The sequence below is a fragment of the Lactiplantibacillus plajomi genome (assembly GCF_005405405.1).
GTDB lineage: Bacteria > Bacillota > Bacilli > Lactobacillales > Lactobacillaceae > Lactiplantibacillus > Lactiplantibacillus plajomi.
In genome coordinates, this window is the sequence record NZ_BJDZ01000010.1 from 1 (window position 1) to 25731 (window position 25731).

A 25731-nucleotide genomic window follows, 5' to 3' on the forward strand; every position below is an offset into this window, starting at 1 on the left:
TCCTAAACACGGTCTCGAAGACCAACATACTTAAACCTGAATTACTAAGAATAATGGCGGTGATCGGTTTGTAATACGGACTTGAAGTCCAAAGGGCATGTTCGATCTTTAGCTCCACATATTCCACTGTAATTCAAAAAGCTCTGTAAAACCGGTTTGGTTTTACAGAGCTAATCTTAGTATGTTTAACGCTTGTGCTAATTTTGGTCAACCGGCTTAACGGGAACGTGTAACCGGATATCGTTTAAGTTCAACGAGTACTGTAAATTTTGGTTACCACGGACCGTCATCTTCATATCAGTTGCGTAAATAACTAAACCGATTTGGTGACCGGCGAGTAAGTGGTGGAAAATTGGTTGTAAATCAAGTTCAAAGTCGTAAAATTCGTTAGGCTGAACGGCCTCGGCGTGCCACGGATGGTGCCGATTTTGTAAGTTTAAGTGGCCCTTGGTGATCATTTTGAACGGCGTTGCCGGCGCTAACTTAAAGTCTTTTAAGTCGTCCTCGCGCCAGTGATAGCCGAGGTCTAACGCCTTAGACGCAATCATTTGCGGGCTAACCGTTAAGCGCTTGGCCATCCCGAAGTCGACCAGCATAAAGCTGAGCATACCGTGATTCTGGTTAACGGCCACCGACCCCTTGATGTGTGGCCGGCCAACCAACAGCTGGTCGTGCGGTGCCTGCCACGATTTAAAGAGTAACCGGTGGTCGTACATCGGATCGGACTTATGTTCACTGAACAGGTCGGCTTGCCAAGCATCTAGGTGGTGCCGGTAGTGGTCGAATAACTTATCCGGTAAGTGATCGCTAAAGTGGGCGGCCCGTTGGTCAACGTCGTGGTCGGCGGGGACCAGTTCTTTATACTGCACCTTAAAGTCTAAGGCCTGGTCGGTATCTTGCCACCAGTTATCGTAACCGTGCCAAGTTTGCGCGGCGGTATTATCTTGAACCAGCACGTTTGGCAGTAAGCTTTCCGCGTGGTTGTCAACGTCGTACAGCTTGTGGCTTAGCCACAGGTTCATCATATCGGTAAAATCGAGCGACTGTAAGTTATTAATGTAGATGTGCTGGCCCTGATGGAGAATTAGCTTTTTAGTAACCGGCACGTTTTGCAATTTATCCCATAAGTTAGCAACGTTACGGGGTTTCACGTTCCAGTCGTTTAATCCGTGGACCATCACGATGTCAGCCTTGATTTTATCAACGTTCTTCAGGTAGTTCCGTTCATCCCAGAAACGGTTGTAGTTCCCGGTCGTCCGGTCCTGATCCCGCGTCAACTCGGCTAGTTTCTGATCAAAGACCGGTTGAATACGGTGGGCGTCGCCAGCCTTTAAACTGCGTGAAAAGACCTCAGCGGCTAAGACGTCGGTGTCTTCACCCTGGAAGGTATCGGGTGCGACGACCAGACCGTTGTCACGGTAGTAGTCATACCAACTGGAAATCGCTGCTTCGGAAATAATGGTTTTAAGACCGTCCACACCGGTCGTGGCAGCGGCAGTTGCCAAGGTGCCGAGGTAGGAACGACCAGTCATGGCGACCGAACCGTTCGTCCACCACGCCTTAATTGCCACGTTCCCATCACGATTAGTAAAGGCGGTCCGCTTGCCAGTTAGCCATTCGATAATGGCCACGGTCGAAGTTGTTTCGGCAACGTCACCGGTGGTTGCTAGGCCGTCGGAATCGACCGAACCGATGCCGGCCGCGTAAACCACGGCGAACCCCCGCGCCAAGAAGTAGTCGTTCAACGTGTAGGATTGTTCACGACTAAAGGTTTCTTCGGCGTCCTTCGTCTCGTGTTCAACCGGACGCTTGGCAGGGAGTGCTTGCGCCGTTGGCTGGTAAGCCACGTCGTCGTAGGTGTTGTTATCAGGTTCCTTAGCGGTCAACGGGACGTCAACGTTATGCATCTGGGCATCGCCAGCGTGACCGTTAATACCTTGATTATAGGGACTTGCCGTGTACAGCACCGGCACTTTTAGCCCGCTTGCGGTTTCCTCTGGTCGTAAAATTTCGACTTTCAGCAAGTCGCGCTGACCATCGTGATCGGTATCCAGCGGTGCTTCCACGTAAACCACGTCGCGAATTAAATGGTTGGTGTTAAAAACGGCTTGGGACTTACCGTTGAAGAACAGTGGCTTTTGCGCGTTAGGCAAGTCGTAAAACGGCGCGAAGTAGCCGCGGGTCGTCAAAATTTCAATCAGTGTCTGGCCCTTCTTACCACGCGTATTTAACAACAGGTACCACGCGTAATAGAGTGCTTCACGGTCAAAAGCACTGTCCGCGACCATTGGTAGGTGGATATCGCGCATCGCAAGTAGCGGGTCGGCCAGGTCAAAATCTTCACCCGGTAAAAAGCCGAGTAGTTGTAACCCAACGTTGTAAAACACCTGGTTATTAACGACCGTGGCGTTTTCCAACCAAGCAGCCAAGTCGTGTTGACTAGTCGCCATTAAATTTTTAAATTTATGGGTCAGCCCGGCAGCGGTGTTCACTTCCGGAAAACTCTTTGCTAGTAGTGCCCGGTAAACGGCGGGCACCGTCGTTAACTTGGACACCTCGTCAGTAATGAAATGAATAGTTTTAAGTTCCGCGATGGCCGCTTCGGAATCGGTCGGCACGATCGCAAATTGATTATTTATCATGGCAAACGTCCTCTGATAGTTTAGTTTAGTTAACATTATACCGCTAATTAAGCGCTTAACAACGCTTGGGACTGACAGTTAGTCGAGAATATGGTAATTTGATTATTGAAGTAACTAACTTGATGAACGGAGTGGTCTCCATGCCCGAATTTCCAACGTTATACCGTACTCAGGCTGTCAACCAAGATGGTATTCAAGGACGCGCGTACGTCCCCGACGGCCTCAGTGTCGAGATTGCCAGCCCGCTTAGCAAAACGGTTGGGTCCAACCCCGAACAACTCCTAGGGTTAGCCCTCAGCACCTGCCTTAACGCCACCCTCGAAGCGATTGAAAAGGAACACGACTTTCCCCACCAAAGCCAAGTCGTTACCACCGTCGAAATGGCCCGTGATCGTTTTGGCTACCAATTTCGCCTCGACGCCCAGGTGACCATTCCCGAAGTCGACACGACAACGGCCGAACGCTGGCTGGCACTTGCTGAACAGCGCTGCCCAGTCGCCAAACTAATCGGCGCTTCAGCTAACGTCCGAATCCACCTTTAGGTATATTCGTATAATTATTATGATTACACGTTATGGCATGTAGTTAAGCGCGGCAATTGTAGGGTAGATATTTAGAGGAAGAAAATTTAATAATATTTTGCACTTACTTCTTACGATTATTTAGTGGTCTTAAGGGAATATTGAAGCTTTTATCACAGTAATGGTTAAATAATAGTCAAATCAGTCCCGGAAATAACTGATTTACTTTGAACCAAGCGTTAAAGCCCAGTATAATGGGTGTTATTGTAGTGTTGATTATGAAAACAAACTGTTTATTAACTGCGTTTTTGAAGAGTTTTGAAAATTTAAAATTATCAGGTAGGTGTTTATGTCAATTATGAAGAAAAAACTACTGACGATTGTGGTAACTTGTTACAATATCCAAGATGAGATTGCCGAGTGTTTAGATTCAATCGTCAGGACTAATTTTCCAAAAGAGCGATTAGATGTGTTACTTATCGATGATTCTTCCACGGATAAGACTGCGGTGATATTAGATAGTTATGTAGCACGTTACGACTTTATACGTGTTTTGCATAAGACTAATAATGAAGGTATCAGTGCGGCTCGTAATTCAGGAATTACGAGCCGCACGTGGTGAATATTTGGCTTTTGTTGACGATGATGACCTTGTGCCAATTAATGCTTATAGCAAGCTTGTGTATTTAGCTGAATCAAATAATTCAGATGTTGTCATGGGCTTTGTTCGCCGGTTTGATTCATTACGTGATCGGGGTTCATATTTGCATAAATTTGCAATTACAGGTAATTATGTAAATACAAATTTAGACGAGCATCCTGAATTTCTTTATGACACAACGGTGTGGAATAAGGTATACCGATTGTCATTTCTACGTGATAATCGAATTTCTTTCATTGATAATATTATTTATGAAGACATTCCTTTTACTGCTTCCGTTCACTTAACTTCACGTAAAACAACCGTTACTACGGATGTTGTCTATAAATGGCGCTGGCGTGAATCTGGGAATTCTATTACTCAAAATCGGGATGCGTTGAATAATTACCGTAGTCGGCTGAGTGCTTTAAATACGATTTATCAATACCTACTCGATGCTGGGTATAAAGAAAATTCCGTATTGATGGATGCGCTACGCGTGAAAATCCTGAAATTAGACATTCCAATTTACATCGAGAATATAGCGGATGCGACTGAAGAATATATATATAAGTTGCAGGAAATAACCTTTCAGTTTTTAACCGATTCAAAGTGGCACTTTTTAGAAGAAAAATATTTAAAATTATTGCCATTAAAAACGCAAGTCCAGTATTTGGCTATTATGCAGGGAAACTTTGAGTTACTAAAAAAATATTCTTATCAGAAGAATTTTGGCCAATTTAAGCGGCAAAATGGACATTATCACTTTATTGCACCTGGTGTACCCCAATCCGTGTTAAAAAAACTATACTTCAAAGATAACGTTCTGCCTGTTCGTCAAAAGCTTATGACACTGAAATTTAATCGAGAAAATGGTTTGGTGACAGGAAGTGGAATGTTCAGAATTGGCACTATTCCTTTAAAGAAAAAAATTAAATCAAACGACAACAGAGACGAAAAGCTAACGGCTACTCTAGTTAATATAGAAAACAAGAAAAGCATGCCTATTTCCTTTTGGCGTGCACCAACGCCCCTGTATAAGCGGATATTAAAGTCACGCTCTAGTTGGACCAACGCTCGCTACCAATTTCAATTTAATATGAAAGAGGCGCTAACTCAGTTGGACAGCGGTGACTGGAAAATTCAGATTAACGATAATTTGGCGGATACGTACTTGGTCACTCACTATTTAGGTGCGCCCAAAAAGGCTTCGAAACAAAAAATTAACCATCTAGAAGAAAAAAGTTATACTTTAAGAACGAATTATGATCCATCCTGGAATTTAATCTTTTCTGTCGACAATTTAACGGAAGATTCCAGCCGAAGTCGAGATGAACTGTTTTTAAGTAATCCACGGATTGAAGCGGAAGAACTTATTTTTGATACTAATATGTCGAATAATGAAAAGGCACTGATTCAAATAGATCAGTTAGGCAGCATCAATGGCGTTTTAGATTATACAGTGGATAGTCTGACCAAGTGCGTACGCTTTCCTATTCGGACTTTAACTAATGAAACGGGCAATGTAACGGATAAAACAATTAATATCTTAGATTACAATATTACAGGTTTTCCAGAGAACTTATTCGGCCACTTCATGAAAGTAACAATTTTAGACGCGGAGACTAATAGCCCAGTCCACTATAAGCGTGGTGAGACAAACGTGGTGGCTTCAATGGCAACTCCTGACGCCCGTGTAGTGGTTAGCTCAACTGGTGTTTCAACGTATTGGGTAACTAAAGATTATCCGGCGGTTAAATTAGCGCTCTCGAAAAGTTCTGTTAATAATGGGTATTTACAGATTAATATTAATTTTTCGCCAGCTGAGTTGGAAACGTGGAGTTCCGCATGTTTAAAACGTTCGAAATTAGAATTAATCAGTACGGATAAAAAGCATCGGTATATATTCTCATTCGATGAACTTAGTTTTTATCAAATTGACGACCAAAGCGCTTCGTTGAAAATCCCGCTACTAATTGACCAAAAATTACAACTTTTATCTGGAACCTATGCATTTAGGTTTTATGTTTTTACTTCAGAAACTTGCGATGCGAAGATTTATGTTGGGGAAGCATCGACTGAGTTTACTGCAAAAAATCAAATTGCAACTAAGCTTTTCAGTCTAACTACTAGTACCGGAGAAGCAAATGTATATTGGAAAGTGAGTTCAAATAATTATCCAGAAATTCGGATTACACAACCGTTCTCGGGCTTCTTTAATCACTCTATAGGACGGCGAGCAGTTAGCTATTCTGTTTTGTACCCGTTAATGCGTTGGTTACCGATGCGAAAAACAATGATGTTTGATGCATACTGGGCTTCAAAATTCGATAGTAACGAAAAAGCAATGTATGAATATCTCGATGAACATCATCCCGAAGTTAAAGCTATCTGGGTGTTTACTAATGATCAGACAGCGATTACTGGAAACGGTGTCGTGGTCAGAAAAAATACGTTAAGGTATTGGTATTACTTAGCAACTTCTAAGTATCTTATCCAGAATACGAATTTGCCAAATCAGTATTTAAAACGACGCGGTCAAATTGAAGTTGAAACGTTGCACGGGACATTTTTGAAATATATGGGCTTTGATGAACCCTATTTCAGGACGGCGTCTGCTAGAATTCAAAATAATTTTGCACGTAGAATTCGCCGTTGGGATTATATGATTGTACCGTCGAAATACATGGCCGAGACGGCAACTAGTGCTTTTGATTATAAGCAGAAACTCATGGAAACCAACTTTCCACGCAATGACGTTTTAATTAAGTATCGTAATAATACTGATTATCAGAAACAGTTAAAAGAAAAGTTGAACATTCCAACTGAAAAGAAAGTTGTCCTATACGCACCAACTTATCGTGGAACAGGGGCTTTTGACTTTCAACTGGATGTCGAACGATTGCGCTCAAGTTTATCTGATGAGTACGTTTTATTAATTAGATTGCATTATTTGGTAGCAAATACCAATAGTTTTAACGCTTATGGGTCGTTTGTCTACGATATGAGTGATTATCCGGATATTAATGATCTATATCTAGTTAGTGATGTCCTAATTACAGATTATTCATCAGTTATGTTTGATTATGCGTTGCTGAAGCGACCAATGATTTTTTATGCCTATGATAAGGATTGGTACTTGGATCCTAAAAATAGGGGAGTATATTTAGACTATGAACGTGAAATGCCCGGACCAATTTGTACGACAACGGAAGAATTAATAGATTCTTTACGCCGATACTCAGAGCTAGAACAATTATATGCAACTAAGATTGATGCGTTTAATGATAAGTTTAATGACTTTGCAACTTCAAAGGGTAATGCTAGTGCGAAAACCATAGAACAAATTCTAGCCACTAAGGGTGCAGATTTAGATCAGGTTCCGGATAAGGGCGTTATATGGAAAAAATTCTGGCATTTGTTTATGATAAAAGACTTTCAATCAAGGTTACTGAACTACTTAGGTCGTAAGTTACCTAAACGTAATATTATTATGTTTGAAAGTTTCTTTGGACATCAATACTCTGATAATCCAAAAGCTATTTATGAATACATTAAAGCACACTATCCAAAGTACAAGCTTTATTGGAATGTTAATAAAGAAAATGTTCAATTCTTTAAAGAAAACAATATTCCGTATATTATCCGTTTTGGATATCGTGGTATTTTTAAGCAGGCTCAAGCTAAATACTGGATTACAAATGTGCGACGTCCATTCCGTTGGAAAGTGCCCAAGGGAACGACATTATTGCAAACTTGGCATGGTACACCATTAAAAACAATTGGTACGGATGTTAACCTGGTGACTATGCCAGGAAACAACGTTGCTAAATACCATCGTCAAATTGTTAAAGATTCCCGACGCTGGGATTATTTACTTGCTCCTAATCAGTATTCTGCTGATATTATGAGTCGTGCATTTCGTAAAAATGCAAGTCAAATGATGCTAACTGGTTATCCACGTAATGACGTTCTCGTGAATTATACACCGGACTTAATTCAGAAAATTAAGGCTGATTTAGGTATCAGAAACTATCAGCATGTTGTGTTATATGCACCTACCTGGCGAGATAATGAATACGTAAAGGATAGCGAATTTACTGCTAAGCTTCATTTGGATTTGGATTTATTGCAAAAGAAATTTGGCGAGAATACTGTCTTTTTAATTCGAACCCATTACATGATTGCAAATTCGCTTGATTTATCAGGGTATGATAGTGTTCTAAACGTAAGTGATTATGCAGACATTAATGAATTATATTTAATTAGTGATGTTCTAATCACTGATTATTCCTCTGTAATGTTTGATTACGCGGTTTTGAAACGGCCGATGATTTTCTTTACTTACGATTTGGATGACTATGCCAACGAAATTCGTGGTTTTTATTTTGACTTTCAGGATCAGGTTCCAGGTGACATTGTTAAAACGAATGAAGAGGTAGTTAGCGCTTTAGAAAAAGTTCTTAATGGCAGTTGGTATCCAGATGAAAAATATCAGCAATTTGTTGAAACTTACTGTCAATGGATGGATGGACATGCAACTGAGCGAGTTGTAGAAGGTTTGTTTAAAACGGATCTTAAGTATCATTATTTTAGTCCGGAAGAATTGGGGTTATCTGAAACGGGTGAAATTACTGTTGGTGCTTCTATGTGGTCTGAAAATAAAGACTTCAAAAATAGGCACGACGTCTCCTTCGTTGGTAACTATGACCCTGAACATAATCAACAGCAGACGGCAGATGGTTTTAAAATTGAAAGAATTATGCAATTAGAATCGTTAGGAACCCACGCGTTGCTTGGTATGAAGTATGCTAAGCTTAGTTCCATAAAAGACCCGTCAGTACCCGCTTTTTGGGTAGCTTTGGATGATTTTAAAGATACTATGACCTGTTAAATAGAATTTAATGTGTTAATCATAGCGTATTTAACTAGAGGACCAGTCAGTTTTTTTCAGATTGGTTCTTTTTCTAATATTAAAAAATGTAAAGTTTACATTTTAGTTGTAGATAGGATTGTAGTTTAATAATATTTTTTAGCAAACTGTTTTAGTTAAATTTTTAAATTTAAATCAAAAAGCTGACCATTTTGGCCAGCTTTTTCGGTTGAAATTATTTGAGGTGTCGGATCCAGTTCTCGATTTGTGGTTGGGTCTTCAGATCGCCGTTGACGAAGCGGCCACTTTCTTCGCCGTTATGAAAACCGATGAAGCTGGGGAGACCGCGGACGTTGAGGTCGAGGCAGAGTTGGGTGTTTTCGTCGCGGTCGGCCTTTAAGAATTTATAACCCGGGAAATTATTTTCAATGGCGGGGAGTTTTGGCCGAATGTATTGGCATTCGCGGCACCAGTCCGCGCCGAAGTAGACAATGTAGTTGCCTTCTTGAATGCGGTCGAAGAAGGCGTCTTTTGTGAGTTCTGGTAAACGTTCCATGATTAAATTCCTCCAATTGATTAGTTAAAATGGGCGCGGGTGTAGTCGGCTTCGCCGGCAACGTGGTATTGCACGCCCTTGAGATTGCTATGAACAAGGTGAGTTTCCCGGACGTAGTAGAGTGGGATCAAGCCGGCTTGATTTTGAAGCCGACGTTGCGCTTGCCGTAGTGATTGCCAATAAACGTTTTGATCATTGGTTTGGTTAGCTTTTTCAAGCAGTTGGTCGAACTGCTTGTCGTTGAAACGACCACTGTTCATGCTATTTTGTGATTGTACGACGCCGAGGTAGTTGACGGGGTCGGCGAAGTCGGCGAGCCAGTACCACTGGCTCAACGAGAATTTACCGGTGTTCTTTAAGTTTTGCAACCCCTTGTCGGGAACGTTGCGGATGCTGACCTGGACGTGGTCAAGGTTTTGCTCGATTTGTTTTTGAACGAATTGGGCGACGTTCTTGGTTACGTCCTGGTCGTCACCAACTAGGCTTAGTTTGACGGTCCCCGTCAGCTTGGCTTCTTTCAAACCGGCCGCCCAGAGCTGCTGGGCCTTTTTGACGTTAGCCGCCGTGGAAAAACTGGTTTCTTTACTGAAATCTTTGCCAGTCGTCGGGTCGGTTGCGGTACCCGGGCTAGTAAAGCTGGAGGCCGGCTGAGACCCGTCGGCTAACACGTTTTCCGTCAGTTGCTTGCGGTTGATAACTAGCGATAAGGCTTGCCGTAGTTTGGCGTTGGCCAACGGTTGCCCCGACCGCTGGTTGACTTGTAAGTAGTAGGTCCAAGCCTTATCGACGTGCTTAACGTTTTGATCTTTCTGCAAGCTTTTTGCGGTGACGCCGGAAATGGTGGCATCATCCAACTTGTTATCGCTGAAGAGGTTATGGGCCGTGTTGGAATCCTTGACGGTCGTGTATTTGATTTGCTTCAAGTGAATAGATTTTTGATTCCAGTAATACTGATTGCGGGCAAGCGTGTAACTGTCATTGGTCCCAGTCCAGCCGGTGACTTTAAACGGCCCGTTTGACAGGGTGTTCTTAGCGTTGGTACCGTATTTTTGGGGACCGACCTTTTTGACGAACGACTCGTTTTGCGGTAAGAAGACCGGTACCGTGACTAACTTGTTAAAGTAGGGCATCGGGTGGTCCAACGTGATTTTAAGCGTTCGCTTACCGGTTGCATCAATACCTAGTGATTGGTAGGACTTGGTTTCTTTATTGATGGCATCGGCGTTTTTGATGCCACTGAAAATGTACGTGTAAACCGGTTTGTTTGCCGGGTTCATTGCCCGTTTCCAAGCGTATTCGAAGTCCCGAGCAAGTACCGGCTCGCCGTTACTCCACTTAGCGTTTTTGCGAATGTGGAAAACGTACTCGGTTCCGTTCTTAGTGGGTTTGACGATTTTAGTCGCCATGGCCGGTTCCGGCTGGTCCTTGGCGTTAAGGCGGTAAAGCCCCTCCGACGTGTTGACGAGCGTGTTGAATTCCGGCAAGGTAGCTTGGTTGGTGCTATCCAGACTCGTTAGTGCCGACGTTTGCATTAAATTCAGGGTGGTTTTAGCGCCCTTGTCTGCCGGTGTTGATTGGCCACAACTTGCAAGGAGCGGTAGCGTGACCCCCAGTGTGATTGCGATTCCTAGTACTCCTTTTTTCATCCAAAAACTCCTCTCTTAATAAAAAAACTCGTCCTAATGATTAATCATTAAGGACGAGTTTCCCCGCGGTTCCACCTTAAGTTGGCTACCTGACGTAACCCGCTTAGTAGTCGATAACGCGACTAACCGTGACTGCAGCTTGCACCGCAACCGTTGCTCCGAGCGCACTTTCGCGTACCTTCTAACCATGCTTACACTATCCATGGTCGCTACTTTAAAAAAATACGTTACTCTTCTCATCAAAGCTTAATTATTATGGTTATATCTTAATCAAGTGAGGAATAAAAAGCAATTAAGTTGTTTCGGTCGCACTAGTGGCGCCGTAACGGGTTCGGTAGGTGGTGACTCGCTTTGAATTTGGCTAGTGGTGACGGGCAGCAAACTTTTTTCGGCCCAGGGTGGACGTTGCCCATATGTTGTAAGGCGGCCTGCTTAGTTTTTTCACGCTCAATTTTTAGTTTGAGCCGGAGTTCGCTACTCTTCCAGAATCCTTTAACGCCAATAACAACCGGTACGAGGTGCAGGGCCGTTAAGCTGGGAATCAGCCAGGGCTCCTGCGCCAAAATTTCAAGAAATTGCTCGTGATGAGCACTAATGTCGGTATGGATCTTTTTGGGGGTTAACATAGAAACCACGCTCCTTTAAGTTACTTTCATCATACTCGAAGTTGAAACCGTTGTCATGAATTCGCATTAAAAAACAAGCTGGTGAACGGCGCACCGTTCGTCAGCTTGTTAGGGTTAATTTTCAGTTTGGTTCATTTTACTATGGTGGACGCCGTAGCTAAAGTAGATGATCAGCCCTAGGACGAACCAGACGAGTGAGGCAACCCAGGTTTCCAACGATAACTGGGTCATCATGAACAGGCACAACAATCCGGAAATGATTGGTAGGACTGGGTAAAACGGTACGCGGAAGCCCTTGATCTGGTTGAGCTTCGGGTTACGCCGTAGTAATAAGATGCCGAAAGAAACGAAGGTAAAGGCAATCAGCGTCCCGATATTGACTAGGTTCGCCAGTTGTCCCAGTGGGATGAACCCACCGAGAATGGAAATGACGATTGTAACGGTGATCATCGCGTGTTTCGGGGCGTGGTGCTTGTCGATTTTACCTAAGAAAGCGGGCAAGAGACCGTCACGGCCGATCGAGTAGAGTAGCCGTGAACTACTGTAGATCATGGTGACCATCATGGTAAACATTCCGGCGAGCGCCCCAATCGAAACGATTCCGGCGACGAAGTTTTGGTGAACGAGTTGCAAGGCGAAGGTGACCGCGTCATCCACGTTTAGTAAGCGGTAGGAAACCATCCCGGTTAACACGCCCGATACCAAAATGTAGAAGACCGTGCAGACGACCAGCGTCCCGATAATGCCAATTGGCATGTTGCGTTTGGCGTTTTTAACTTCGGCCGCTGATGATGAAACAGCGTCAAAGCCAAGGTAGGCGAAGAAAACGACCGCGGCGCCCTGGAAAATCCCCTTAACGCCAAATGGTGCGAACGGAGTCCAGTTACTTGGTTTGACGTAGAAGGCCCCGACTAATAGGAAAATGATAATGATGGTGAGTTTAACGGCCACGATAATGTTGTTTAAACGTACGGACGTCTTTAAGCCTTCGTCGATAATCCAGGCAATGATACAAACAATAATGATGGCAACCAGGTTAACGTAGGTGCCGTGGGCCGGATCGAATGAACCGGTGACGGCTTTCGGTAGGTGCAACCCGAAACCGGCGATAAACGAATTAAAGTAGGCGGCCCAACCGACCGCCACGGCAGCGACGGCCAAAACGTACTCTAGGACGAGTGCCCAGCCAATGATCCAGCCGATCATTTCACCGTAGACGATGTTACCGTATGAGTAGGCCGAGCCGGCAACCGGCAGGACCGATGCAAATTCGGCGTAGCACATGGCCGCCACGGCACAGACGATTGCTGCGATGACGAATGACAAAATAATCCCCGGACCAGCCTTAGTTGCCGCAACCGTTCCCGGTAAAATGAAAATCCCGGTCCCGATGACGGCACCAATCCCGAGTGCAATTAAATCGACGGCACTCAGTGTTCGTTCAAACTGACTGTCCTTTTGTAAATAGCGTTCCAAATGTTCTTTTTGGAAAATACGCTGACGAATCCCCATACCTTGAACCACCTTTTTGGTTATTAATCACAATTAATTGTCGTAATTTAACAAATTAACATGTTAATATGATAACGTGAACATTTATTAAAAGTCAATTAGAATCGGCTTTTGATTGTTAAGAAACCATATTAGGGGACTTGGCGCCCATTTGGCAATCAAATGCCGGTAGGTTACAGTTGGCGTGGATTCTGATAAAATGTGGGTTAAGCTTAGCCCAATACATAGAATTTAATGATTTGAGGAGGAATGATTTTGGCTGCAATTTTAGTCGCTCAGGACCTTTCGGCGGTTGGTGGTATCTCGTTAAGTGCTGCGGTACCGGTACTGACCGCCATGCAGTACGAAGTGGCGGCGTTGCCGACCAGTTTACTATCGACCCATACTAGTGGTTACGGCAAGCCGGCGGTCGTTGACCTATCTAGCTGGTTACCAGCCGTTTTTGACCACTGGACCCGTGCTGATCTGCAATTTGACGCGGCGTTGATCGGTTACGTGGGGTCGGTCCAGCTTTGCCAGCAATTGACCCAGTATTTATCCCGTCAGCCGTTAGACTTATTGGTGGTCGACCCGGTATTGGGGGATTTAGGTGAACTTTACAGCGGATTTGACCAGCAATACGTGGAAGCCATGCGCGATTTGGTTAAAACGGCCGACGTGATTTTACCGAACGTTACCGAGGCTGCGTTGTTGACCGGCCGGCCGTACCAACCGGTGCCGGATTTGCGGGCAACTCTCACGGCCCTACAAGCGGGGCTTAAGCCCGGTGCCCACGCGGTCATTACCGACGTGACGCGGGAGGACCGGATCGGCTGTGCCTGGCTTGATGAGCGCGGCGCCGTTCAGTTTGTCGGTGAACCGCGGCTGCCTGGGCATTATAATGGTACCGGCGACACGCTGGCCGCTGCCATTGCCGGATTATTGGGACGGGGTTTTTCGTTGACCCGCAGCCTTGAATTAGCCAACCAGTGGATGCACTTAGCGGTGGCGGAAACCTTGGCTGAACGGCGAACCGACCCACGTCAGGGCATCGCTTTAGCCCAAATGTTACGGGCGATTCTCTCATTGAATTAGAACATGGTATACTAGGAACGAGTAACGAGGAGGATCGGATGATGAGTACAGAAGTAGCGAGTGGGGCCGTCGTCTATCAGCAACGTGACGGTCACCCGGCTTATTTATTATTACAAAGCGCCACTAGTGATTTCTGGGGCTTCCCTAAGGGCCACTTAGAGGGTCACGAAACCTTAGCTGAAACGGCGGTACGTGAAATTCGAGAAGAAACCCAGCTCGACGTGCAGGTCGATACGGCTTTTAAAGCCTACACCGAATACCAGCTACCCAACGGTAACTTAAAGCAGGTGACGCTGTTTGTGAGTGAGGTTCCCGCGGGTGTTGCCGTAACGCGACAAAGGGAAGAAATCAGCGCGGTGGGGTGGTTTGACTACGCAACGGCGCGTAAGCGTTTGAGCTACGACAACTTAAAGACAATGTTGGATCAAGCCAACACGTACATTGAAGCCCATCTAAATTAAGCAAAAAAAATTACTGGCACCGTCGCATAAGCGGTGACCAGTAATTTTTAATCAATTAAAGTTTGTTTTTGAGTTAAACGCGCTAGGCTTGAGTTTTTAAGTTTGCAACTGCATCTTCGATTGTTACGCCTTCAGCGGACAATTCTGGATGAAGTTTGTCAGTTGCAACAAATAATTGGCGTTGCGTGTCCAACACAATGGTGAACCAGCTGTTCGTTGTTTTGAATTTCATTTGACAAAACTCCCTTCATGAAAATTGTTTGGTTGTGCTACGAGATGCTTTCATCATCTTGAACCTTACAATTTCTACACTATACTCGGTTTGCCGGTCTAACGCAAATGAAAAGCTTTACAAAAAGTTGAAAATAATCAGATTATAAGGAGATTTTTACTAATGACGACTAACCAAGTCATCGTGATTACCGGACCCACGGGCAGTGGTAAAACGACCGTCAGTCACTACTTAAAAGACCACTTTAATATTCCGCAGGTGATCACCCATACGACCCGGGCGCCCCGTGATGGGGAAGTCGACGGCCGCGATTATTATTTTGAAACGCCGGCAAGCTTTGCAACTAAGCATTACTTAGAGCACGTGACTTATAGCGGTAACCAGTACGGGTCGTCACGTGAAGGGCTGGCGGCCGGCTGGTCGAAATCACCGTTGGTCAGCATCGTTCTCGATACGGCCGGCGCCATCACGTACGCTCGTGAACTGGGCCGACAAGCTGTGATTATTTATCTGGAAGTGCCGGATAACCGTGCGTTAGTGGAACGGTTAGCTAAACGCGGTGACCACCCGGAACGAATCAAAAAGCGGGTTGCGAGTCAGGAATATCAACGTGATCAGCAGCTACCGGCCGGGTTAGTTGGCCACGCGACGGCGCTAGTTAACGATGATTGGACCCAGACGCGCGCTAAGCTGGACGCGTTAGTTCATCATTATCAGCAAGTGAGTGATTCGGCAAATTAATTCACTTTCGGTAGTCGGTATGCTAAAGTAAATAGTAATGATTATGATTTAGCAAGAGGCTGCTAAATTTGGAAAGGTGGGGAGCCAGATGAACCCAACGATTGAACAGGCCGTGGCGATTTTGCGCCGTAACCAGCTTAAAATAACCAAGCAACGGCAGGCCCTGATCGACTACCTAGTGACGTATCAGGACCACTACGTTGCGATTGCTGAAGTCGACGAGCACATGCGGGGACTCTTTCCCGGGATGAGCCACAACACCATCTACCGGAACGTCAAGGAATTTGAGGCGTTGGGACTGCTCGAGCTGAAAGCCCAAGCAAAGCAGACGCTGGTCAAATATCAGTGTGACTTTAAGCACCAGCACCACCACCACTTTATTTGTTCAAACTGTGGTAAGGTCCAGGAGCTCGAAGCGTGCCCACTGGATGCTTTTGAAGACCAGTTACCGGGTTGCACGATTACCGGGCACCGGATTGAGTTTTACGGGTTGTGTGCTGATTGTACGGCCGAGTTGAAGCCGCAGTCGGCCAAGTAGATCAGTTTTTAGTAACTGGTCTATTTTTTATTTACTGATATAATGGGCTTATATTCTTAAAATAAAAAATTGGTACGGGTTGAAACTAACCGATTATCATAAAGACTTTCTTAATTTAACCGTTAATTAATGCACGTTGTGTCGGGACGTGGTTTAATGGGAGGTTGAGAAAGCCAACCGGCATGACAGGGAAGGAAATGATACTGATGGCATACCGAACACCACCATTTATTTCACCATTTGCAATTGTTTCGATCGTTTTGGCACTTGGTGCGACCAACGTGGTTGTGAACAAGACGACTAACACCGTTAACGGTGCCCCGGCAAGTAGTAAATCTAGCCGGGTCGTTTCATCGTCGTCAAGTAGTTCTGACAAAAATAATGACGAAGATAAAAATTCTAGTGATGAAGATGCTTCGGACAAACAGAGCAGTAATAGTTCCAGTGATGCGGATTCGTCCAGCGCAACCAGCAGTTCGACGACTGACTCGGAAAGTAGCAGTGCGACTAGCAGTGATACCGAGAGTAGCTCGGCGACGACGACCAGCTCTAGTGAGACCGAAAGTTCGGCGGCTAGTTCTTCAACCGATGATAGTGATTCAACGACGGATGACGATACGTCAAGTACGACGTCGTCCAGTGCCACGACTACGACGCAGTCCGCGGCGGATACGACCGATGATGGGGGCGAATAGTGAATGTTTAGTATTTTAGATATGATCAACCACGCCCTGGGTTACGTGAACGTGAACGTTAAGATCAAGAACCAAATCTATACGGGAATCGGCATTGCCGGGAACCTCTATTTGGGCTACGTCGCGATTCGGTTGATGCAAAACGGCGCCTGGGTGCGGGGATTACTGTACCTGCTAGTCTTCTTAGCCTTAATTTATTTTATCGTGTTAAACGTGATTTATTACTTTACTAATAAGACGGCAAAGTATGACTTGTCGCCTAAAATTGAAAAATTACTGGGTGGTAAACCCAAGGAAGCCGTGGCGGCTGAACAGGCTGCAACGGCCATGCCGGGCTACGTGCCCGCTAACGGTATTTTTGACGGTCAGGATTTATTACCAGCAACCATTAAGACGTCGCGCGAAGAGCAAACCAACCTACACCAAATCGTGGACCAATTGCAGGCGGCGAACGTCATCAAACTCGATTATGGTGGCAAGAGTGATAAGGAAATCATGCGCGATTTAAAGGCTAGTGGCGAGGCCGTTTATGCCATCGGTCAGGGTGCCCAGCTACCATTTTCACAATTAAAATTGGAAAATCACCGCTTAGTGGTTTACGCGGGCTTGAACCAGTTGGACCAGTTGCCGGTCGGTCACGTGACGCGGGTCGGTTTAACGGCGGTACACGACGCCCACGAAGATTACAAATTATACTTGGCAACCGCCGTGATCACTGGCGGGATGTCGAAGACGGCGGGCCGGAATTCAACGATTGAGCAGCCCGGCGACTACCAGGTAGCGGCGCAGGTGGCGTATAAGGATAGAGTGTGAGGGGAAGCGGGTTGACACCGAGCATTGCCTAGCTAAGCAGTTATTGCGGTTTTTGCAATGGCTGCTTAGCGTAGCAAGCACAGGTGTCAGCTTCCTCGAACACGTTTCGGCAAGACTGCCAAGTAGCGTAGCAAGCACAGGTGTTAGCTTCCCCGAGCACGTTTCGGCTATGCTGCCAAATGCGGGCTTTGCAGTTGCCGGTTAGCGTAGCAAGCGCAGGAAGTTGCCCCGCCGAACACGTTTCGGCAAGACTGCCAAGTAGCGTAACAAGCACAGGTGTCAGCTTCCCCGAACACGTTTCGGCCATACGACTAAAAATAAACTACCCCGCTTTTCCAACTATTCGGAAAAGCGGGGTAGCTTTAATTTACGTTAAGTTTAGTGATACAGGGCGGCAATGTCCGCGGGGTGCTCAAAGTGGTGCGCAACCGTTTGATGACTGGCGTTAGGATCCATACCCCAACCGGCCAAACCAAAGTCGACGTTGGCCGCGGCCGCGGTTTTCTCATCACTGAGAGAATCGCCGACGAACAGGGCGTTTTCCGGTGTGACGTTGACCCGTTTTAAAGCGGTCAATAGGGGGAGCGGGTCGGGCTTGCGTTTCGGGGTATCGTCGGCGCCAATCGTTACGTCCATGTGGGCCATAACCGGTGCGTGCGGCGCCATGACGGTGTCCATTTCGTTACGACGTTGGGAAGTAACGATTCCTAACTTGACGTCGCTAGGTAGCTGGGCCATCATCGTTTCGATACCGGGGAACAACTTAATGTCGGTAAAGTGGTCGGCCATGACCGCTTCGTAGCGGACTTGGAACCGGTCGACCTCGTCGGCTTCAATGCCGAGGTGGGCGAGCGCCTGTTCGGCCGCCATTGGAAACGTTAGTTGGGCATCGTCGTCAGAAAAGTCGCGGCCAAATTCTTTCAGTACGGCGCGCATGACGGTGGTGTAAACGGGTTGACTGTTGGTCAGGGTCCCGTCGATATCAAACATAATTGCCTGGTAAGTCAAATTACATCATCCCTTCTTAATCACTACACTAACAGTATATCAAAATTAGGTATTGACAGTGATTATTTGAATCGTTATAGTTAGATTAACAATTGATGAGGAGCTAATGTTATGTCATTACCGTTGAATCACGTTAAAACTTCAACTAGTTTTTACTTTTGGTATTTTCGCTAGTGTTTGTGCCGGCTGCTTAGGTGCAAACACGAATCCGATGTTTGCATCGATGCGGTTGCCAAAAGCTTTTTGTGATTGAACGGCGCCCATGGATGTTTGAAAATTCCAAGGGTGGCTAAAATAGTTTTTTCAGTGACACACCCTTTGAATTTTCAAGGGGTGTGTTTTTTTACGCCCACCACGTGCCGCCCGCACCAACTAATTAAAATTGGAGGAACCAATATGTCAATTAGTCCAGCAACCTTAGTCCAACAAATGAATCATGAAATCGGTGCGATTCAACCGTCCGATATTTTAGCGTTCAATGCTGAAATTGCTAACATTCCGGGGATTGTCCGCCTAACCCTTGGTGAACCGGATTTCAATACCCCCGAACACGTGAAGCAAGCGGCCATTAAAAGTATCGAAAATAACGAAAGCCACTACGCACCGTCAAACGGGACGTTGGCATTGCGGACGGCAGCAGCCGATTTCTTGGCAAAGAAGTACGACGTCCATTACAATCCGAAAAGTGAAGTCATTATCACGGCTGGTGCGACTGGCGGGATCTACACCGCGCTCAGTTCGATTTTAAATCCCGGTGACGAAGTCTTGATTCCGACCCCGATTTTCCCACTTTACATCGCGATTGCGAAGTTGAACGGCGCAACGCCGGTCTTCATGGATACGTCTAAAAATGACTTCGTGTTGTCACCGGAGATGCTCAGCGAAACCTTAGCTGCTCACCCGAAAACTAAGGCGGTGGTGTTAAACTTCCCGTCCAACCCAACTGGTGTGACCTACCGTAAGGACGACTTGAAGGCGTTGGCAGCCGTTTTAGCTGATAAACCGATTTTCGTGTTATCCGACGAAATTTACAGTGAGTTGACGTACGGTGACGCCCACGTGTCAATTGCTAGCTACTTACCCGAACAGACCATTTTACTTAACGGGGTTTCCAAGTCGCACGCCATGACCGGGTGGAGAATCGGGATTATGTGTGCACCGAAAGAAATTACCGCGCAGCTGGGTAAAATTCACCAGTTTACGGTCACCTCAACGACCACCAACGCGCAAGCGGCCGCGGCCGAAGCGCTCAGCAACGGCATCGATGACGGCCAGACGATGAAGCAGGAGTACCAGCAACGGCGTGATTACCTTTACGCGGCGTTAAACAAGATCGGCTTCAAGTCGGCGAAACCAGAAGGGGCCTTTTACCTGTTCAGTAAAATTCCGGCGGGCTTGCCGCAAGATAGCATGGCATTCTGCCGTGAATTAGCACACGAAGCGCGGGTCGCGTTAATTCCTGGCAGCTCATTTGGCCCTGGTGGTGACGGGTACGTCCGCATTAGTTACGCGGCGTCGATGGCCGATTTGAAGACGGCGGTTGAACGGATGAGCGAATACGTGGCAAAAAAATCAGCGGAGGCAAAGTAATGACAAAAATTTTAATGTACAGTGTACGTGATGACGAACAAGCAGCAATCAAAGCGTGGGCGCAGGCTAATGACGTCCAGGTCGATACCAACGACTTGGAATTTCACCCGCAAACGGCCGACCTGGCTAAGGGTTATGACGGCCTCGTCATTCAGCAACGGAGTGCGATCGGTGACGACCCGAGCGTTTACCAAAAGTTGGCTGATATGGGGCTCAAACAGTTAACCAGTCGGACGGCCGGGGTCGACACGATCGATATTCCAGCCGCCAAGGCTGCCGGGTTAACGGTGACCAACGTGCCGGCATACTCGCCCAACTCAGTGGCTGAAATGGCGGTTGCCCAAACGATGCGCCTGATTCGCAACCTTGAGTTGTTCGATAGTCGGATTGGCCAACAAAACTTCCAGTGGGCCGGGTTACAAGCACGTGAAATCCGCTCGCTCACCGTTGGAATCATTGGTGCCGGCCGGATTGGTGGTACCGCGGCGCGCTTATTCCACGGTCTGGGTGCTAAGGTGATTGCCTATGACGTGGTGCGCCATCCCGAATTAGAAGACGTGCTGACTTACGTTGACACCAAGGAAGACTTGTTGAAGCAGGCAGACGTTGTTGACTTACACGTTGACTTGAACGAGACTTCCAAAGGCTTGATCGACGGACCGGCGTTGAAATTAATGAAATCCGACGCCTTCATCGTCAACGCTTCACGTGGGCCGGTCATCGTCACCGACGCACTGGTTGCCGCTTTAAAGGCCGGTGAAATTGCCGGGGCTGCCCTGGATACGGTTGAAGGCGAACAGGCGCTCTTCAACCAGAATCACCAGGGGGAAGTGTTGCAGGATACCAACGTGGCTCAGTTGATGCAGATGCCGAACGTGATTATCACGCCGCACGTGGGCTTCTACACGAACTTAGCCGTTAAGAACATGGTCGATATTAGTTTAGACGACGTGTTGACGATTATTAAGGGTGGTCAGACCGACCACGCGTTCTAAATCTTCCTGAGTGGGCCAGGAAAAACTGAAGTGAAGTACAACTAATTTAATCGGAGCACGACGTACACGGATACGTCGTGCTCCGATTTTTTTTTGTGGGCAGGTGGGCTTTTGCAAAGGCGTTAGTGGTGGTCGGTTAAGAAAGTAACGTGATTTGGGGATTAGACTAAAGAAAATAACCAAAACGAGCTCGAAAATTAAAAACTTTCTCATTTATTTTTAATACTTAAATATGAAAGATTAGAGATTACAACTAAAAATAATTCGAAAAATCAGCCTGATTTAGGTAATTTTAACCAAAATCGTTCTGAACTTAGCTGATGATTTTGGCTGTTACGAACAATAAAACCGTGACTTTTGACATATTTACTAATTTTATATTAAACTATTTAGAACGCATTAACGAATGATAAAGATATTTTAATTTTTATTATTAATGCCATAATTCTCATTTACCAGTCCATTACTGGTTTAGAAAGCGAAGGTGACAGCCATGTCAATGATCGAATTTCACAACGTGGAGAAGTACTACGGGGACTTCCACGCTTTAAAAAATATTAATTTGACCATCAACGAGGGCGAAAAAGTGGTTTTAATCGGCCCCTCGGGTTCCGGTAAGAGTACCCTGATTCGAACCGTCAACGGTTTGGAACGGGTGCAGTCCGGCCAGCTACTGGTCAACGGTTTTGATTTGGCCGACCGTAAGACCGATATGAATAAGATTCGTAAAAACGTTGGCATGGTCTTTCAACATTTCAACCTGTACGCCAACAAGTCGGTTTTAGAAAATATCATGATTGCGCCGCGGCTCGTGCTGAAACGGCCGGAAGCGGAAAACAAGCAGCTGGCGATGGCGCTACTCGATAGTGTCGGTTTAGCGGATAAGGCCAACAATTTACCCAGTCAGCTCTCCGGTGGCCAGGCGCAACGCATCGCGATTGCCCGCTCACTGGCGATGAAGCCAAAGTGCTTGTTGTTTGACGAACCGACTTCGGCACTGGATCCGGAAATGATCGACGACGTGTTAAACGTAATGAAGACCGTCGCGGAGGATTCCAGTATGACGATGCTGGTCGTGACCCACGAAATGGGCTTTGCCCGTGAAGTAGCCGACCGGGTGATCTTCATGGCGGACGGTGAAATTTTGGAAGACGATGCCAAGTCGACCTTCTTTGACGGTCAGCCAGCCAACGAGCGGGCCCGGCAATTTTTAGGCAAAATTATTACGCACTAGCGGATAGGGAGGAAAGCTGATGATAAAAAAAGTAACCCGACTGGTGCGTTTACTGGCACTGTTCGGCATCGTGACCGTGTTCTTAACGGCTTGCGGTCAGCGCCAGTCCCTGTCCAAGCAGGACGTGCTTCAAAACGACCGTGCCAGTAACACGATCACCTGGGGTGTTAAAGCCGATACCAAGCTGTTCGGTTTAATGGACGTCAAGGATAACCAGGTCAAGGGCTTCGACGTGGACATCGCTAAGGCCATCACCAAGCGTATCTTGGGGGAAAACGGGCGGGCAAAGTTCGTCCAAGTCACTAGTCAAACGCGGATTCCGTTGCTTAAGAATGGCAATATCGACGCCATTATCGCCACGATGACGATTACGCCGGAACGTGAAAAGCAAGTTGATTTTTCGAAGTCGTACTTTGACGCCGGTCAGTCACTGTTAGTGAAGAAGGGCAGTCCGGTCAAATCGGTTAAGGATCTCGATAAGGCTGGGACGAAGGTGCTCGGCGTGACCGGGGCCAACTCGGTTGCTAACATTAAAAAGTCGGCCCCCAAGGCGCGGGTGTTAGAATTATCCGACTACGCGCAGGCCATGACCGCCTTGAAATCCGGCCAGGGCGCCGCGCTGACCACTGATAACGGTATTTTATACGGGATGGCGACCCAAAATCCCGGATACGAAGTTGTGGGCGGAACCTTTACGAAGGAACCCTACGGCATTGCGATTAATAAGGGCCAGACGCCGTTTAAGAAGAGCGTCAACCAGGCTCTGGCAGAAATTGAAGCTGACGGAACGTATAACCGCATTTTAAAGAAGTGGTTCGGCAATGTTGCTGGTTTCGACTATAAGGAGGCGGCTCGCTAATGATAACTATTTTGACGCACTACTGGTCCGAGCTGGTTCAAGGACTCGGTTACACGTTATTATCCAGCCTGATTGCCCTGATTTTCAGTACGATGATCGGCACGATGTTCGCCATCTTCGAAGTATTGCCGAACCGGCTGATGCGGGTGATTGGCCGGGTCTACATTGAGATTTTTCGAAATATCCCGTTACTGGTAATTGCGATGTTTTTCTACGTGATTATTCCGCTCTACGTTGCAAAAATTGATGGCTTTACTGCCGGGACGATTGGCCTAACCATCTATACGTCGTCGTTTATCGCCGAAACGGTCCGTGCGGGGATTCAGTCGGTTGACCCGGGGCAGATGGAAGGTGCCCGCGCTAACGGGATGACGTATTGGCAGGCGATGAGTAAGATCGTGCTCCCACAGGCCTTCAAAATTGTGATCCCACCCCTGGGCAATCAGTTCATTAACCTGGTGAAAAATTCGTCGGTATTGGCGTTCGTCGCCGGCTTTGACCTGATGTACCAGGCCAATTCAATTGCGTCGTTATCGCTGGACACGATCAACAGTTACATGGTCGTCGGTGGGTTTTACCTCGTGATTACGCTACCGCTGAGTTATTACATGCGGCATTTAGAAAAACAACTTGCCAAGTAAGGAGGCTTTCGCATGCAAAATTTTATTGACGCTTATTCCTGGGTCAACCTGCGTTTCTTGCTGGAAGGCCTGTGGGTCACCGTGGAAGTTTCGGTGGTCTCAATTATTGCCAGTTTTATTATCGGTTCGGTGTTGGGGGTGCTGCGCTACGTCAAAATCAAGTACTTGTCGGCCGTCGTTGGTTTCGTCGTTGACATTATCCGTAACTTACCGCTGATTCTGATTATTTTCTTTACCTACTTTGGGCTACCGCACCTAGGATTTAAACCCGGTATTCTGTTTGCCACCATCTTGGCGATGACGATTTTTGAATCCGCGATGTTGGCGGAAATCATTCGTTCGGGAATTTTGGCCGTTGATTCCGGTCAGATGGAAGGTGCCCGTGCTAACGGGATGACCTACGTCCAGGCGTTGTGGCACATTGTGTTCCCACAGGCCATCAAGAAGACGATTCCGACGATTGTTAGTCAGTTTATCTCACTGATAAAGGATACATCGTTAGCCACGATCATCGTGTTACCGGAGCTGTTGAACCACGCCCAGATAATTTACGGGCAAAATTCAGCTTACATTATTCCGATGTTCCTGATGATCGCGTTAATGTACTTTATTATTTGTTACGCACTGTCGGTATTGTCACGAGTTTTAGACAAGCGCTTAGCGTAAAAAGTCAGTAATCAATGCAGCGCCCACCCCGGCTTCGGTCAAGGTTGGGCGTTTTTGGTATTACGAGATGGTTGAGCCTAGTTATAAATATAATTAAGTGGTGTTAGTTAATAATTGAGTGACGTCGGGTGCGGTCAAGTGCGGGTACTGTTGAAAAGAAAGCCTTTTAAGCGGGAAGTGAGATTGAGCGTTAAGTTAATAATAAAATAAAGTGCTGTTTCCAGTATAATAACCGTAATTATTGGGTGAATTCGCGGGCCACTCACTAAAATAGAACCTTTGGGGGATGAAAATGAAACGTAAACCAATTGATACGGTCGTCTTTCTCGGCATGCTAGTCGTCTTGGCCTATCAGTACACCTTGTTATATTTAAGTGTCATCGGGGGCTCGTGGGTGAATTTTAGCATTGTCGCGGGCACCTTTTTATTAGGCTTACTGTTGGGGCGGACGACCTACTTGATCTTAGGGGCGGTCCTGGCGTTTGTCAGCATGAGCGTTGGCGGGCTGCTACTGGCGATGAGTTATACGCGTGACCTGTATTTATGGGGGAGTGTCGCGCTACTGACGGTAACGCCGGTGACGACCTACTTTATGTATATTTTGGACCACCGCTTGTTAAAACGGCGGGCGGTGGCCGACACGCTGACTGATTTACGGCAAGCTAAGCCGGACATGGAAATTGTGACCGGCGCCTTGAACCGCACGGCACTGGAGCGGGCAGTTGAACGGGAACTGTTACTGGTGTTTTACCACGAACGCGATTACCGTTTTACCCTGACGTTAGTCAAAATCGACTTTTTGGAAAACGTCGTCAACTTCTTGGGCAGTGAGCGGCTCAACGTACTGTTAAAGACGACGGCCGACCACGTTGCCACCTTGCTCTTTAAGGAAGACCGTTTATTTTATGTCGGTAACGGTAAGTTTATTATCCTATCGCCGATGTTGAACCAGGTCAAGGCACCGTTGTTACGGCAAAAATTGAAGCAGCGCTTGGACCGACTGGCCGTTGAGTTGGGATTGGAGCAGACGGCGTTAGTCCTGCGTACGGGGCAGCTGACGGTGGCAACGCCGGAACACGCCCGCGACTGTACGCTAGCCAGTGCGTTAGCGCAGCTGGAACGTAACGCGGAGACGGATATTGTTAAGGAATACGTATAGGGGGATGGG

At 46.6% G+C, this 25731-nt stretch carries 23 protein-coding genes; 16 read left to right on the plus strand and 7 right to left on the minus strand.

What is annotated here, in order from left to right; all coding sequences use genetic code 11:
- Positions 1-197: 197 nt before the first annotated feature.
- The gene (locus FFM82_RS05645) at positions 198-2642 is read right to left on the minus strand and encodes a Xaa-Pro dipeptidyl-peptidase (protein ID WP_137644898.1); all 2445 of its coding nucleotides are present in this window, start codon (positions 2640-2642) and stop codon (positions 198-200) included.
- Between the two features lie 140 nt (positions 2643-2782).
- On the opposite strand from FFM82_RS05645, the gene FFM82_RS05650 reads away from it, so the two are divergent.
- The 3 genes from FFM82_RS05650 to FFM82_RS13880 all read left to right on the plus strand — a co-directional run bounded on the left by FFM82_RS05650 (position 2783) and on the right by FFM82_RS13880 (position 8697).
- Positions 2783-3184: an OsmC family protein gene (locus FFM82_RS05650; protein ID WP_137644899.1), complete on the plus strand. Its 402-nt coding sequence runs from the start codon at positions 2783-2785 to the stop codon at positions 3182-3184.
- A gap of 337 nt (positions 3185-3521) precedes the next feature.
- Positions 3522-3785: a glycosyltransferase family 2 protein gene (locus tag FFM82_RS13875; protein ID WP_170178222.1), complete on the plus strand. Its 264-nt coding sequence runs from the start codon at positions 3522-3524 to the stop codon at positions 3783-3785.
- On the plus strand, positions 3745-8697 hold the full coding sequence (locus tag FFM82_RS13880) for a bifunctional glycosyltransferase/CDP-glycerol:glycerophosphate glycerophosphotransferase (protein WP_170178223.1): 4953 nt from the start codon (positions 3745-3747) through the stop codon (positions 8695-8697). Before FFM82_RS13875 ends, FFM82_RS13880 begins: the two co-directional genes overlap by 41 nt.
- 214 nt (positions 8698-8911) lie before the next feature.
- Here FFM82_RS13880 and FFM82_RS05665 read toward each other — a convergent pair whose 3' ends face one another.
- From FFM82_RS05665 to FFM82_RS05680, 4 genes are all read right to left on the minus strand, one after another.
- The gene (locus FFM82_RS05665; RefSeq protein WP_137644902.1) at positions 8912-9232 is read right to left on the minus strand and encodes a thioredoxin family protein; all 321 of its coding nucleotides are present in this window, start codon (positions 9230-9232) and stop codon (positions 8912-8914) included.
- A 20-nt stretch (positions 9233-9252) separates the two neighbouring features.
- On the minus strand, positions 9253-10878 hold the full coding sequence (locus tag FFM82_RS05670; RefSeq protein WP_137644903.1) for a peptide ABC transporter substrate-binding protein: 1626 nt from the start codon (positions 10876-10878) through the stop codon (positions 9253-9255).
- Positions 10879-11189: 311 nt separating this feature from the next.
- Entirely contained in the window at positions 11190-11504 is a 315-nt protein-coding gene (locus FFM82_RS05675; protein WP_137644904.1) for a transposase, read from the minus strand.
- Positions 11505-11618: 114 nt separating this feature from the next.
- The gene (locus FFM82_RS05680; protein WP_137644905.1) at positions 11619-13016 is read right to left on the minus strand and encodes an amino acid permease; all 1398 of its coding nucleotides are present in this window, start codon (positions 13014-13016) and stop codon (positions 11619-11621) included.
- A gap of 249 nt (positions 13017-13265) precedes the next feature.
- Between FFM82_RS05680 and FFM82_RS05685 the strand changes: the two genes are divergently transcribed.
- Positions 13266-14090, plus strand: coding sequence for a PfkB family carbohydrate kinase (locus FFM82_RS05685; RefSeq protein WP_225425630.1), 825 nt, complete (start codon positions 13266-13268; stop codon positions 14088-14090).
- A gap of 41 nt (positions 14091-14131) precedes the next feature.
- A complete protein-coding gene (locus tag FFM82_RS05690) occupies positions 14132-14551 on the plus strand; it encodes a bis(5'-nucleosyl)-tetraphosphatase (RefSeq protein ID WP_137644907.1) in 420 nt (139 codons plus the stop codon).
- An 82-nt stretch (positions 14552-14633) separates the two neighbouring features.
- Here the strand turns inward: FFM82_RS05690 and FFM82_RS05695 are convergent, their stop codons facing one another.
- Positions 14634-14783: a hypothetical protein gene (locus tag FFM82_RS05695; RefSeq protein ID WP_137644908.1), complete on the minus strand. Its 150-nt coding sequence runs from the start codon at positions 14781-14783 to the stop codon at positions 14634-14636.
- A gap of 162 nt (positions 14784-14945) precedes the next feature.
- On the opposite strand from FFM82_RS05695, the gene FFM82_RS05700 reads away from it, so the two are divergent.
- From FFM82_RS05700 to FFM82_RS05715, 4 genes are all read left to right on the plus strand, one after another.
- The gene (locus tag FFM82_RS05700; protein ID WP_137644909.1) at positions 14946-15524 is read left to right on the plus strand and encodes a guanylate kinase; all 579 of its coding nucleotides are present in this window, start codon (positions 14946-14948) and stop codon (positions 15522-15524) included.
- A gap of 88 nt (positions 15525-15612) precedes the next feature.
- Positions 15613-16062, plus strand: a complete 450-nt coding sequence (locus FFM82_RS05705) for a Fur family transcriptional regulator (RefSeq protein ID WP_137644910.1) — start codon at positions 15613-15615, stop codon at positions 16060-16062.
- A 206-nt stretch (positions 16063-16268) separates the two neighbouring features.
- Entirely contained in the window at positions 16269-16757 is a 489-nt protein-coding gene (locus FFM82_RS05710) for a hypothetical protein (RefSeq protein ID WP_137644911.1), read from the plus strand.
- A gap of 3 nt (positions 16758-16760) precedes the next feature.
- The gene (locus FFM82_RS05715) at positions 16761-17570 is read left to right on the plus strand and encodes a DUF6681 family protein (protein ID WP_137644912.1); all 810 of its coding nucleotides are present in this window, start codon (positions 16761-16763) and stop codon (positions 17568-17570) included.
- A 378-nt stretch (positions 17571-17948) separates the two neighbouring features.
- Here the strand turns inward: FFM82_RS05715 and FFM82_RS05720 are convergent, their stop codons facing one another.
- The gene (locus FFM82_RS05720) at positions 17949-18578 is read right to left on the minus strand and encodes an HAD family hydrolase (RefSeq protein WP_137644913.1); all 630 of its coding nucleotides are present in this window, start codon (positions 18576-18578) and stop codon (positions 17949-17951) included.
- A gap of 396 nt (positions 18579-18974) precedes the next feature.
- Between FFM82_RS05720 and FFM82_RS05725 the strand changes: the two genes are divergently transcribed.
- The 7 genes from FFM82_RS05725 (at position 18975) to FFM82_RS05755 (ending at position 25722) form a co-directional block, all read left to right on the plus strand.
- Positions 18975-20168 carry an aminotransferase class I/II-fold pyridoxal phosphate-dependent enzyme gene (locus FFM82_RS05725; RefSeq protein ID WP_137644914.1) on the plus strand — a complete coding sequence of 398 codons (1194 nt, stop codon included), beginning with the start codon at positions 18975-18977 and terminating at the stop codon, positions 20166-20168.
- Positions 20168-21163 (plus strand): D-2-hydroxyacid dehydrogenase, encoded by a 996-nt coding sequence (locus FFM82_RS05730; RefSeq protein WP_137644915.1) that lies wholly within the window; start codon positions 20168-20170, stop codon positions 21161-21163. The genes FFM82_RS05725 and FFM82_RS05730 overlap by 1 nt, the downstream gene beginning before the upstream one ends.
- 493 nt (positions 21164-21656) lie before the next feature.
- On the plus strand, positions 21657-22397 hold the full coding sequence (locus FFM82_RS05735) for an amino acid ABC transporter ATP-binding protein (protein ID WP_137644916.1): 741 nt from the start codon (positions 21657-21659) through the stop codon (positions 22395-22397).
- A 19-nt stretch (positions 22398-22416) separates the two neighbouring features.
- Positions 22417-23256 (plus strand): transporter substrate-binding domain-containing protein, encoded by an 840-nt coding sequence (locus FFM82_RS05740; RefSeq protein WP_371852239.1) that lies wholly within the window; start codon positions 22417-22419, stop codon positions 23254-23256.
- Complete coding sequence (locus FFM82_RS05745) at positions 23256-23897, plus strand: amino acid ABC transporter permease (protein ID WP_137644917.1); 642 nt, start codon at positions 23256-23258, stop codon at positions 23895-23897. The genes FFM82_RS05740 and FFM82_RS05745 overlap by 1 nt, the downstream gene beginning before the upstream one ends.
- 12 nt (positions 23898-23909) lie before the next feature.
- Positions 23910-24563 (plus strand): amino acid ABC transporter permease, encoded by a 654-nt coding sequence (locus FFM82_RS05750; RefSeq protein WP_137644918.1) that lies wholly within the window; start codon positions 23910-23912, stop codon positions 24561-24563.
- A 292-nt stretch (positions 24564-24855) separates the two neighbouring features.
- The gene (locus tag FFM82_RS05755) at positions 24856-25722 is read left to right on the plus strand and encodes a GGDEF domain-containing protein (protein ID WP_170178224.1); all 867 of its coding nucleotides are present in this window, start codon (positions 24856-24858) and stop codon (positions 25720-25722) included.
- Positions 25723-25731 lie beyond the last annotated feature (9 nt).

What these genes read in the sequence shown, in the direction of transcription:
- FFM82_RS05645 (WP_137644898.1), bottom strand. Translation starts at nt 2,642, where the DNA reads ATGATAAATAATCAATTTGCGATCGTGCCGACCGATTCCGAAGCGGCC.
- FFM82_RS05650 (WP_137644899.1), top strand. Translation starts at nt 2,783, where the DNA reads ATGCCCGAATTTCCAACGTTATACCGTACTCAGGCTGTCAACCAAGAT.
- FFM82_RS13875 (WP_170178222.1), top strand. Translation starts at nt 3,522, where the DNA reads ATGAAGAAAAAACTACTGACGATTGTGGTAACTTGTTACAATATCCAA.
- FFM82_RS05665 (WP_137644902.1), bottom strand. Translation starts at nt 9,232, where the DNA reads ATGGAACGTTTACCAGAACTCACAAAAGACGCCTTCTTCGACCGCATT.
- FFM82_RS05670 (WP_137644903.1), bottom strand. Translation starts at nt 10,878, where the DNA reads ATGAAAAAAGGAGTACTAGGAATCGCAATCACACTGGGGGTCACGCTA.
- FFM82_RS05675 (WP_137644904.1), bottom strand. Translation starts at nt 11,504, where the DNA reads ATGTTAACCCCCAAAAAGATCCATACCGACATTAGTGCTCATCACGAG.
- FFM82_RS05680 (WP_137644905.1), bottom strand. Translation starts at nt 13,016, where the DNA reads ATGGGGATTCGTCAGCGTATTTTCCAAAAAGAACATTTGGAACGCTAT.
- FFM82_RS05685 (WP_225425630.1), top strand. Translation starts at nt 13,266, where the DNA reads ATGATTTTGGCTGCAATTTTAGTCGCTCAGGACCTTTCGGCGGTTGGT.
- FFM82_RS05690 (WP_137644907.1), top strand. Translation starts at nt 14,132, where the DNA reads ATGAGTACAGAAGTAGCGAGTGGGGCCGTCGTCTATCAGCAACGTGAC.
- FFM82_RS05695 (WP_137644908.1), bottom strand. Translation starts at nt 14,783, where the DNA reads ATGAAATTCAAAACAACGAACAGCTGGTTCACCATTGTGTTGGACACG.
- FFM82_RS05700 (WP_137644909.1), top strand. Translation starts at nt 14,946, where the DNA reads ATGACGACTAACCAAGTCATCGTGATTACCGGACCCACGGGCAGTGGT.
- FFM82_RS05705 (WP_137644910.1), top strand. Translation starts at nt 15,613, where the DNA reads ATGAACCCAACGATTGAACAGGCCGTGGCGATTTTGCGCCGTAACCAG.
- FFM82_RS05710 (WP_137644911.1), top strand. Translation starts at nt 16,269, where the DNA reads ATGGCATACCGAACACCACCATTTATTTCACCATTTGCAATTGTTTCG.
- FFM82_RS05715 (WP_137644912.1), top strand. Translation starts at nt 16,761, where the DNA reads ATGTTTAGTATTTTAGATATGATCAACCACGCCCTGGGTTACGTGAAC.
- FFM82_RS05725 (WP_137644914.1), top strand. Translation starts at nt 18,975, where the DNA reads ATGTCAATTAGTCCAGCAACCTTAGTCCAACAAATGAATCATGAAATC.
- FFM82_RS05730 (WP_137644915.1), top strand. Translation starts at nt 20,168, where the DNA reads ATGACAAAAATTTTAATGTACAGTGTACGTGATGACGAACAAGCAGCA.
- FFM82_RS05735 (WP_137644916.1), top strand. Translation starts at nt 21,657, where the DNA reads ATGTCAATGATCGAATTTCACAACGTGGAGAAGTACTACGGGGACTTC.
- FFM82_RS05740 (WP_371852239.1), top strand. Translation starts at nt 22,417, where the DNA reads ATGATAAAAAAAGTAACCCGACTGGTGCGTTTACTGGCACTGTTCGGC.
- FFM82_RS05745 (WP_137644917.1), top strand. Translation starts at nt 23,256, where the DNA reads ATGATAACTATTTTGACGCACTACTGGTCCGAGCTGGTTCAAGGACTC.
- FFM82_RS05750 (WP_137644918.1), top strand. Translation starts at nt 23,910, where the DNA reads ATGCAAAATTTTATTGACGCTTATTCCTGGGTCAACCTGCGTTTCTTG.
- FFM82_RS05755 (WP_170178224.1), top strand. Translation starts at nt 24,856, where the DNA reads ATGAAACGTAAACCAATTGATACGGTCGTCTTTCTCGGCATGCTAGTC.